This is a genomic window from Nostoc sp. 2RC (assembly GCF_014222165.1).
GTDB classification, from domain to species: domain Bacteria; phylum Cyanobacteriota; class Cyanobacteriia; order Cyanobacteriales; family Nostocaceae; genus Nostoc; species Nostoc linckia.
This window is the reverse complement of sequence record NZ_JACKZU010000262.1, coordinates 1-11,719: the sequence shown is the minus strand read 5'-3', so window position 1 is coordinate 11,719 and position 11,719 is coordinate 1. Positions and strand designations below refer to the sequence as shown.

General features: G+C 36.6%; 5 protein-coding genes. 4 read left to right on the top strand and 1 reads right to left on the bottom strand.

Annotated features, from left to right (window positions below):
- Positions 1–1,677 (bottom strand): primosomal protein N' (gene priA / locus GNE10_RS24355; protein WP_185567389.1); only part of this gene is annotated, 1,677 nt, incomplete at its 3' end.
- Between the two features lie 784 nt (positions 1,678–2,461).
- Between priA and GNE10_RS24350 the strand changes: the two genes are divergently transcribed.
- The 4 genes from GNE10_RS24350 to GNE10_RS24335 all read left to right on the top strand — a co-directional run bounded on the left by GNE10_RS24350 (position 2,462) and on the right by GNE10_RS24335 (position 11,642).
- Positions 2,462–3,634 (top strand): RpoD/SigA family RNA polymerase sigma factor, encoded by a 1,173-nt coding sequence (locus GNE10_RS24350; protein WP_185567387.1) that lies wholly within the window; start codon positions 2,462–2,464, stop codon positions 3,632–3,634.
- A gap of 293 nt (positions 3,635–3,927) precedes the next feature.
- Positions 3,928–4,425 carry a GNAT family N-acetyltransferase gene (locus GNE10_RS24345; protein ID WP_185567385.1) on the top strand — a complete coding sequence of 166 codons (498 nt, stop codon included), beginning with the start codon at positions 3,928–3,930 and terminating at the stop codon, positions 4,423–4,425.
- A gap of 652 nt (positions 4,426–5,077) precedes the next feature.
- On the top strand, positions 5,078–5,413 hold the full coding sequence (gene petJ / locus GNE10_RS24340; protein ID WP_185567383.1) for a cytochrome c6 PetJ: 336 nt from the start codon (positions 5,078–5,080) through the stop codon (positions 5,411–5,413).
- Between the two features lie 490 nt (positions 5,414–5,903).
- Positions 5,904–11,642 (top strand): ATP-binding sensor histidine kinase, encoded by a 5,739-nt coding sequence (locus GNE10_RS24335; protein WP_185567381.1) that lies wholly within the window; start codon positions 5,904–5,906, stop codon positions 11,640–11,642.
- The last annotated feature ends 77 nt before the right edge of the window (positions 11,643–11,719 follow it).

Here is an 11,719-nt window from a genome sequence, read left to right as displayed (position 1 = left end):
GAGAGACGCGGGGAGGGGGGGACGCTCTGACGCGGAGAGTGTTTGTGATAAATTCTCTGTGCCTTCGTGTCCCTCTTTCCCCGCGTCCCCGCGTCTCTCTGTCCCCGCGTCTTCTTCCTTCACACTCAGCCAACTTTCCAACGAAGGGGTGGCGGAACCTAAAATTAGGGGACAGTTTTCTAATTCGGCTCGCCATTGGGCGACGGTGCGGGCGTGGTAGGTGGGGATGGGTGAGTCTTGTTTGAAGCTGCTGTCGTGTTCTTCATCTAATATGATTAAACCCAAGTTGGGTAAAGGTGCAAAAATGGCGCTGCGGGTGCCTATTACAACTTGCGGTTCTCCTAGAAGCATTTGTCGCCAGGTGTCGTAGCGTTCGCCTTCTGAAAGGGCGCTGTGATAAACTCGGACTTTATTGCCGAAGCGGGCGCGAAAACGGTCGGTGAGTTGGGGTGTGAGTCCAATTTCTGGGACTAAAACCAGAGCGGATTTGCCAATTTGCAGTAGAGGAGCGATCGCTTGCAAATATACTTCGGTTTTCCCGGAACCTGTGACGCCGTGCAATAAAACTTGAGCAAATCCATTTAATGTCTGAATTGTTTCTAGGGCAATGGTTTGGGCTGCATTTAATGTCTTTGGTTGGTCTTGAGCTAAGGACGGGCTTTGTTCTGTTCGCAATACTTCCCGTTCTTCAATGACGATGCAACCTTTTTGTACTAATGTCTTCATAATAGAAGAACTAGCATTGCAAATTTGCAATAATTCACTTTGCCATAATTCTCCTCCACGACGCCGCAGCACTTCTAATATTTCTCGTTGGCGAGTTGTTAAGTCGGGTTCCAGTGTACTGGTTACCAGGGTCACTGCTTTTTCAAATTTCGGTTTAGTTAGTTGGGGCGGTTCTAAGTAACTTTCTACTAAACCCCGTCGCAATAGTTCGCGCACTCCTTGGTAAGCTCGTGGGACTTGATTCTGTAAGTAGCGAAAACTATAATCTCCGTCTGATTGTTGCTGTAGGAGTTGCAGAATTTTGTGAGCGTCTTTATTGTTGACTTTGGCTACTAAACTTTGAAAGTTTAATAAAGCTAGAATTTTAATCAAATAATTATTTTCGATGGTATTAAATATATAAAATTTAATTAACAAAGAATAAGATTCCCGAACAATACGCATCAAAGGTGTGTTTAATAAAGCATTAATATTAGTGTTAGTAGACACTGCTGCACCAGCTACAGTTAAACGGATGCGACGTTGCGATCGCCCCAATAATCCTGGTGGTAATGCTGTACGTATTACCTGAATTATTTGTGTGTAGTAATACTGCGATATCCGTTCCATTAAAGTCCAGTAACTATCCCGGAAAAAATTCTTTTGAATCACATCTTCCACATCCCGAATTTTTTCTAGCGGTAAGTCTACTGGAGGTTTGAAAAGCAATCTAATGGCTACTCCCGTGAGATGTTGTGCGCCAAATGGTACATTCAAAATATCTCCAGGTTTTACTTCTAACCCGCTTGGCAGTCGATAAATGTAAATATTTGCCCCTTTTTCCACTTCTGTTGCTGTTCCTGGACAGTCCACCAGTACTTCAACCCAACGATTAAGAGTTGCACTTGGCTGATAAGATTCTCCTGGTTCTGCTACCACTAATGGAGATAAATTGAGGTCATTAATATACATAGTTGCTTACTTAATAGTTAGATATTTTACTCAATTGGCTGCTGCTAACTCGACCGTATTTTTTATTTTCTCAAGCATAAATGGTATTTCTGAATACTGTTATTGTTCATAATACTTGATAAGTTTCCTCTTATGTAATCTGCTAGACAAATTCGTATCAACTTTACATGCAATAAATATTGGGGTTCTCTATAGAAATAAAAGCATTTTCGCTATTGCTGTAATTCATTGGGTCTATCTACTAAATAGGGAGTAGCCTTTTTCCGCCTATTGATAGATATTCAACCCTTTATGCTTATGAGATGCTTTTATACAAATAAGAATATCCCGAAATTAGGCTCCCATCATTGTAATTAGTATTATCAGGGTAACTTGCCATCGGGAATGCATAACCCCAACACCAGGTTTTCATTTTATCCAGTGATTTACGCTACCTAGACATTAAAAATATTTAGAAAAATATATGAATATTTAAGAAATCTGGATAGTTAGCGGAGATTTTTATATTTGTTTAAGTTGAGAAAGTTTGAGGGGGTTTGACATATTTGGTAATTAAGAAAAAAATAAAGAAGATATCTCTTGTCAACCTGAAAATTCAGTTTTGTTGGGTGCGAAGGTCAATTAAGTTATTGCTTGTATCTAAGGATAACCTTGAGTTAGTAGGTACATAGCAGTTTTTATTCCTGAAGAAAATTAGCATAAGCTTGTATTTGGCTATATAAACGGGTGCATTCGTCCCTTAGGGAAAACTACCAAGCCTAAAACTAGTAGCCATAAGTAAATTATGTACCAAACAAAGCAACAATCCCTAAAGGAAACTATGAATATTGTTGAATTGGGAAAAATGGAAATACTGGAGAATACTGCTGAAACTGAAGAACTATTGCTGGAGAATTTAGATGCAGTAGCTGATGAAGAACCTCCCATTTTAGTAGAAAATCTGGAATCGGAGGAACGGGATGGAGATGAAATGGCTGCGGCTCGTCCTTCGGGATACAATAAGACCGAACATGATGATGCTGTAGGCGCTTTTTTTAAAGAAATGGCGCGTTATCCACTGCTAAAACCAGATGAAGAAGTGGAGTTAGCACGGCGGGTGAGATTTCTGGAAGAAATTCGGGAATTACAAGCTACTTTGCTGTCAAAACTCGGACATGAACCTAGCAAATTAGAAGTAGCTTCTGAGCTAGAAATGACCGAAAAACAATTAGAAAGTCGCTTGTATCAAGGTAGGGTAGCGAAACGTAAAATGATTCGCTCCAATCTGAGATTAGTAGTATCTATTGCCAAGCGATATTTAAATCGGGGAGTACCTTTTCTGGATTTAATTCAAGAAGGAGCAATGGGTTTAAATCGCGCTACAGAAAAGTTCGATCCAGATAAAGGATACAAGTTTTCTACCTACGCTTATTGGTGGATTAGACAAGCGATTACGAGAGCGATCGCTAACGATGCGCGAACAATCCGCTTACCAATTCATATTGTTGAAAAACTTAATAAACTTAAAAAAGCGCAACGAGAACTCAAACAAAAACTCTGTCGCAATCCTTCGGAAGCGGAAATGGCAGAAGCGTTGGAAATTAGCGTCCAACAACTACGCCAATTGCAACAATTACGCCGTCAAGCACTTTCTTTAAATCACCGTGTTGGTAAAGAAGAAGACACGGAATTAATGGATTTATTAGAAGATGAAGATAACTTATCTCCAGAAGCAAAAATGAATGAAAACATGATGCGTCAGGAGATTTGGGAAGTATTAGGTGATGTGTTAACTCCACGGGAGAAAGATGTCATTTCTTTGCGCTATGGTTTAACAACTAGCGAACCCTGTACCTTGGAAGAAGTCGGCAATATGTTCAATCTTTCCCGCGAACGAGTGCGACAAATCCAAAGTAAAGCCATGCGAAAATTGCGGCGTCCCCACATAGCCAAACGGTTAAAAGGTTGGCTAATTTAAAAATTTCACCGAAAAATCAAGACTTAATACCAAATTAGGATAATTAGAGATGATTGGAACAGTCTTTACTACAGACATTTAATCCCAAATCCCAAATCCCAAATCTAAAATCCAAAATTGGTATGATACCTGACCTTATTATCTCTCATAACGAAACATTTCTCGAAGGGGGGCGATCGCCAACTGCAAAAACCGGGTGTTTTGTACCTTTTTCAGCTTTGGTTTAATCATTAACCACAAAAATTGCACAGTTAACTATAGACTATGAACTATGGACTATAGACTATAGACTCATGACTTCGAGTAGCGATTTGATTGTGCGTTTTGCCCAGCCAGCTGATTACAGTGTACTCTTTAAATTAATTGAAGGGCTTGCCGAGTATGAAAAGTTATCTCATGCAGTCATCGGTAATGCTCTGGCACTGAAAGAACATTTATTTGGTTCGCACAGATATATAGAAGCAATATTAGCAGAATTTGGCGGTCAAGCTGTTGGTTTCACTCTATTTTTTCATAATTATTCAACATTTTTAACTAAGCCAGGAATATATCTAGAAGATTTATTTGTTTTACCAGAATATCGCAGACAAGGTATTGGTAAAGCTCTGCTGACTAAAGTAGCCCAGATTGCCGTAGAACGCAATTGTGGACGCTTAGAATGGAGTGTGTTGGATTGGAATGAATCAGCCCAAGCCTTTTATCGTAGTATGGGAGCTTCTATATTAGATGATTGGCGAATTTGTCGCGTCACAGAAGATACACTCAACAAGTTAGGAACTTTGAGGGAGTAGGGAATCGATAGTCGTGAGTTGGGAGTCTTGACCCTACTCACACACCGTTGGTGTAGCCTCTCGTAGAAAAGGGGGCGTAAAAATAACATAATTGTTGTCAGGTGTGTTAGGCGCAAATTCCGATGCGATCGCTCGTGAAAAATATGACATCAGGGCTTAACATATTATCTTATTTAGTAGTAATTTAGTCTACAGCATAATACATCCTATTAGCTGTCTATTGACTATTTTAAAAATGCAAATAAAACGAACATTCTACTACTAAATATAAATAAAAATATTTTCTTCCTACTCCCTACTCACCACTGCCTAATTTTTCAATTTAAGAAATATTCTAGAATTCAAAAATATATTATTTAAAGATTAATGGGTATAGTAGCCAATAATCTTGAATTCCAAAAATTTTAAGGCTAGTTTGACAGCTTGTCGTTTGACTATAGCAGCGCCTCAACTGACAATTATGAAGGATGTAGCGATTCCCAGTTAAGTGAGGTACATCAACTTTTGTTTTTAAACGCTCCACAAGCGTAGAGTCAAGCCCAGAGTTACCCGCAGGTTTGCCCGACAAGATAAGCAAAGTACTCAGTACCTCAGCAGATTAGGAAAGGCGCTATATTCCACGAATCAAATGTTATTGCAGAGGGAACACGAAATGAAAAGAATTATTAAAATTATGCTGTTAGGCATAGCAATCTTCACCTTTGCCTTCAGTAGTCCAGCTTTAGCCGGAGATGCTGCTAGCGGAGCTAAAGTATTTAGTGGTAATTGTGCTTCTTGTCATGCAGGCGGTAAAAATTTAGTTAAAGCTGAAAAAAGCTTGAAGAAAGGCGATTTGGAAAAGTATGGTTTGTACTCAGCAGAGGCGATTATTTCTCAAGTTACAAATGGTAAAGGTGCCATGCCTGCTTTTGGCAAACGTTTAAAACCTGAGCAGATTGAAAATGTTGCTGCTTATGTACTTTCACAAGCAGATAAAAGCTGGAAATAGTACTGAAATTATCAGAATTGAGCAATCAAATTCTGGTTAAGATACTTTTGATATCTGGCTTGTAATTTCAGGTTTTGCTGTTACAGTAGATTCCTCTGAAATTCAGAAGGAATAAGGAATAGGGAATAGGGAACAGGAAAACCCACGCTTGCAAGCGTGGGTTTTTCAACTTTTCAACACAGAGGTACGCAGAGATTTATAGCTCAGCAGACTAGGAAACGCTATATTTCAACTTAAATTGACATTTAATTCCGTAAAATCTCTGAAAAATAAAGAATTGAGTTTTCCAGCAAATTCATCACTATAGGACTCCTATTTGATTGGGTGAAAAGAACTCCGTACACCTATATTCTCTGAAACTTTTTTGCCTGACTACGCAAATCATTTCAGATATCAAAGCGGATTCCTATATATATCTACGATAACTGATATTAAGAATAGGTAAAAGGGAATACTAAGGCTAAATCACAATATTAAAAATAACACTGCAATGATACTACTATCCAATGATATAGTTCCCTTGTCTGGATATCGCATCACAGAGCAAATTTATTCAGGTAGTAAAACCTTAGTTTATCGAGCTGTCAGAAAACAAGACCAAAAGATAGTGGTTATCAAATTGATGCGGAATGAGTATCCCACCATCGATGAAATTGCTCAATTTCGCAATCAATATACAATCACTAAAAATCTCAATTTGCAGGGGATAGTTAAACCTCTGAATTTAGAAAATTACCGTAATGCCTATGCCTTAGTGATGGAAGACTTTAGCGGTATATCCCTTAAAGATTGGACAAAAAGGAAAGAAAAAAATATTGTCAGCTTAGGAGAGTTTTTTCAGATTGCGATACAAATAGTATCTATCCTAGAGGAACTGCATCGCCATCGCATCATTCACAAAGATATCAAACCTGCCAATGTTCTAATTAATCCCAATACTCTGGAAATCAAACTTATTGACTTCAGCATTGCTACTTTACTACCAAGAGAAGTTCAATTTATCACGAATCCTAACGTTTTAGAAGGAACATTAGCTTATATTTCTCCCGAACAAACTGGAAGAATGAACCGTGGTATCGATTACCGTAGCGATTTTTATTCCTTGGGGGTGACATTTTTTGAACTTCTCAGTGGAGAATTACCCTTCAATACTAATGACCCAATGGAATTAGTCCATGCTCATATTGCCAAACAACCAGATAAATTCAAAATTAAACATTCAAAATCTACAAATAATGAGGAAATTCCAGAAGTACTTTGCGATATCGTGATGAAACTAATGTCCAAAAATGCTGAAGACCGCTATCAAAGCACCTATGGACTTAAATATGATATAGAAATATGCCATCAGCACTGGAAACAAACTGGTAATATTCCATTTTTGGAGTTAGCCGTTAAAGATATTTCTGACCGTTTTCTGATTCCTGAAAAACTCTACGGTCGTCAAGAAGAAGTCGCAAATCTTCTTGCTGCCTTTGACCGTGTGACACAAGGTAAAACAGAAATGGTTTTGGTTGCAGGCTTTTCTGGTATTGGTAAAACTGCGGTAGTGAACGAAGTTCATAAACCTATTGTCCGACAACGTAGTTACTTTATTCAGGGGAAATTTGACCAGTTTCAAAGAGAAATTCCGTTATCGGCATTAGTACAAGCTTTTAGCGAACTAATCAGACAAATTTTAATAGAAACTGAAGCAGAAATTCAACATTGGAAATTGAAGATACTTGCAGCGCTAGGCCAACAAGCTCAGATAATTAACGATGTAATTCCTGTACTAGAACAAATTATTGGTAAACAACCAAAATGTGCGGAACTTTCTGGTAATGCTGCCCAAAATCGCTTCAATTTATTATTTAAAAGATTCATTCAAGTATTTCTTAGTAAAGAACATCCTTTGGTAATTTTTTTAGATGATTTGCAATGGGCAGATACAACATCTTTAAAATTTATTCAATTATTAATGAATCAAAATAATATAGAAAATAAAAAATCCTTTTTAGTTAATTTTGAAAGCCAAGAAAATATTTTAATTGCTAACTTTGAGAGCGAAAAATTTTCAGGCGATCGCACCCAAAATTTAGAGATAAATGAAGGAAGTTTATTATTAATTGGTGCATATCGTGATAATGAAGTTTCTCAATCACATCCGCTTTATTTCACAATAAAAGAAATTGAAAAAACAGGTGCAGCCATTAATCATATTATTCTCCAGCCTTTAAATCAAAATAATTTAAATGACCTCATAGCTGATACTTTATTTTGTAAACAAGATGTGGCTATTCCTCTGACCCAAATGGTGTTTGCTAAAACTAAAGGTAATCCCTTTTTTGCCATTCAATTTCTCACGTCTTTACACAAAGATAACATTATTAAATTTAATTATAATCTCGCCTGTTGGGAATATAATCTTCCCCAATTGCAAATATTAACTCTCACGGATGATGTCGTCGAATTTATGGCGCTGCAAATAGAAAAATTACCTAAAATTACACAGGATGTTTTAAAATTTGCAGCTTGTATTGGCAATGAATTTGATTTAAAAACCCTTGCTATCATCAATGAAAAATCTGCGGTAGACACGGCATCTGAAATATGGAAAGCTTTATATGAAGGTCTCGTTTTACCTCAAACTGAAGCTTATAAATTATTTCAAAATGCCAGCGTTTCTATGGATTATGATAGCCAAAAATCGCAAAATTTACCCCTCAATACCTCTTTGTGGCCTCGATACAAGTTTATACACGATCGAGTCCAGCAAGCTGCTTATTCTCTCATTCCCCAAGACCAAAAAAAGCAAATTCATTTACGAATTGGGCAACTACTTTTGAAAAATATTTCAGTTGCGGAACGAGAAGAAAAGATTTTTCAGTTAGTCAATCAATTCAATATTGCAGTTGAAATTATCACAAATAGAACTCAACGCGATGAACTAGCCGAGATGAATCTAGTTGCTGGACGTAAAGCTATAGCTTCCACCGCTTATATTGCTGCAACTAAGTATTTAAGTACTGCAATAGAACTATTAGCCAATGATTGTTGGGAAACAAAATATGAGCTAAGCATTGCTTTGTATGAAACAGCTGCGGAGGCTGCATACCTGAGCGGTAACTTTCAAAAAATGGAGGAATTAATACAGGTAGTTTTAGCACAAGCAAAAACATTACTAGAAAAAGTAAAAGTTTATGAAATTAAAATTCAAGCTGATGGAGCGCAAAATAAAGCATTAGCATCTGTCAATACTTCCTTAAGCTTTTTAAAGTTATTGGGAGTAGAATTTCCCCATCAGCCAAACCAGCTTGATGTGCAATTAGCGATGGCAGAAATAACGTCTAATTTAGCTGGAAAGCAAATTCAGGAATTAATTAACCTTCCGGAAATGAAACAGCCTGAATTATTAGCAGCTATGCGTATATTATCGAGTACCGCTCCAGTTGCTTATCAAGTTGCTGCTGAATTGTTCTTACTGATTTGTCTCAAACAAATAAATTTATCAATAAAATATGGGAATTCTTCCTTATCGGCTTATGCTTATGTTGTTTATGCAGTAATGCTTTGTGGAGTCCTCAAAGATTTTGAATCTGGTTATCAATTTGGTAGGCTAGCTTTAAACTTATTAGCTCAATCTGGTGCGAAAGAAATAAAAGCCAGAGTAATGCAAGGATTTTATTCTCTCATTGAGATTTGGCATAAACATGTTAAAAAAACATTAAAACCTCTGCTGGAATCTTACTCTGCTGGATTGGAAACAGGTGATTTAGAATTTGCAGCTTATTGTTTAATGTATTATTCTAGCTTTTCATATTGGATTGGTAAACAATTGACAGAATTAGATGGAGAAATAGAAAATTACAATCATGCCATTAGTCAAATTAAACAAGAAAGACCTTTGAATTGGAGTAATATTTATAGACAAATTGTTTTAAATTTACTCCACAATACAGAAAATCCATCCTCTTTAGTGGGTATAGCCTACGATGAAAACATAATGCTGCCTATTCATTTGGAAGCTAAAGACGGAGTAGGTCTTTTATATTTATATTTGGGCAAGTTACATCTGTGCTATTTATTTGAACAATATTTTCTAGCAGTAGAAAATGCTACTTTAGCAGAGAAATATTTAGATGGTGGGATAGGACAATTAGTTGTACCTATTTTTTATTTTTATGATTCACTAGCGAGATTAGCTATTTATCCTCAAATTTCAGAAATCGAACAACAACAAAATCTCGAAAAAGTAGCTGCTAATCAAGAAAAGATGAATCAATGGGCCCATTATGCCCCAATGAATTATTTACATAAATTTTATTTAGTAGAGGCAGAACGGCATCGAGTTGTTGGTGAATATTTGCAAGCAATGGATGATTACGACCAAGCCATTGCCTATGCTAAAGAATATGAATATTTGAATGAAGAAGCTTTAGCCGAAGAACTTGCAGCTAAATTTTATTTAGGAATAAATAAACAAAGAATTGCCCAAACTTATATGACTGATGCTTACTATAACTATCTGAAATGGGGAGCATTAGCGAAAGTTGAAGATTTGCAAAAACGTTATTCTCAATTACTCGCTCAAATTATCCAGCAAGAAAAACTTAACATCCAAATCAACGATCGCACTACTAATTCTATCCGCATATCCCACTCAATTGCTAGTAGTAATGAAACAGTTTTTAGTACTAGTATTTCAGATATGCTAGATTTAGCATCTGTAATTAAAGCTTCTCAAGCAATTTCCAGAAAAATTGAGATGGAACAACTGCTTTCTGCATTAATAGCAGTTGTCATCGAAAATGCCGGAGCTTCCAAGTGTGCGATGATTTTAAATGAAAGCCATCGATTTCAATTAACCGTAGCCGCAGTTGGTTGCAGTTCAATATCTGGAAGTATTTCCACACACTTTCCAGCAATTGATTTAGATTCCAGTAAAGACGTTCCCATAACTTTAATTAATTACGTCAAACGTACAAACCAAATTTTTGTCAGCGATAATGTGAAGACTGCGAATTTTTTATTAAATGATTCCTACATTATTCAAGAACAACCAAAGAGTATCTTGTGTATTCCGATAATTAGTCAAGGAAATTTGCTCGGTATTCTTTACTTGGAAAACAACTTAACAATGGCAGCATTTACACGCGATCGCATCGGAATTATCAATCTCCTTAGCACCCAAGCTGCAATCTCTCTAGAGAACGCCATCCTCTATAAAAACTTAGAAAAATATAGCCAAACCCTAGAGGAAAAAGTGAATCAGAGAACCCAAGAATTAAACGACAAAAATCAATGTTTACAAAAAACTATCCAAGAATTGCACAGTACCCAAACTCAATTAATTCAAAGCGAAAAAATGTCTTCATTGGGGCAAATGGTGGCGGGTATCGCACATGAAATTAATAACCCTATTAACTTTATTCATGGAAATATCACTCATATAACTGAGTATATGGAAAACTTACTAGATTTAATTAGCACTTATCAACAAGAATGTTTAAATCCTTCTACATTAATCAAACAAAAAACTGAAAACTTCGACCTTGATTTTATGGTAGATGATTTACCAAAAATTCTTGATTCTATGAAACTGGGAAGTTCGCGTATCCGCAATATTATTTTGGGATTGCGTAATTTTTCTCGCTTAGATGAATCGGAAATGAAACCTGTAAATATTCATCAAGGCATTGATAGTACTTTAATGCTTTTACAGCACCGACTCAAAGAAAAAAGCGGACGTTCTGAAATTGAAGTCATCAAAGAATACGGAAGTTTACCAGAAATTACTTGCTATGCAGGTCAACTTAATCAGGTATTTATGAATATTTTAAATAACGCTATTGATGCCTTGGAAGAGTTATTTCCCATTAGTCATACATCATTACTAGACCAACACAGAAATCATACAGAAAATGTCCAGCCATATCTAGCACAAGCATCTCTAGGAGAAACTAAGCGAAAGCTAACGCAATTTCAGCGACAAATTCACATCGTTACTCAACTCACCAATTCCAACAAACTAATGATTCAGATTTCTGATAACGGTTGCGGGATGACTCGCCAAGTCAGACAAAAAATCTTCGACCCATTTTTTACTACTAAATCCGTAGGCAATGGTATTGGCTTGGGGTTATCAATTAGCTATCAAATTGTTGTAGACAAACACAAAGGTCAATTAACTTGTTATTCTGTTCCAGGAAAAGGAACTGATTTCATAATTGAAATACCGATAAGGTAATAGACTTCTTACAAAAGTGCTTTTTTGGGAAAAGGGGAAAGGGGAAAGGGGAAAGGTTAAAGGGAAAAGGGAAAAGG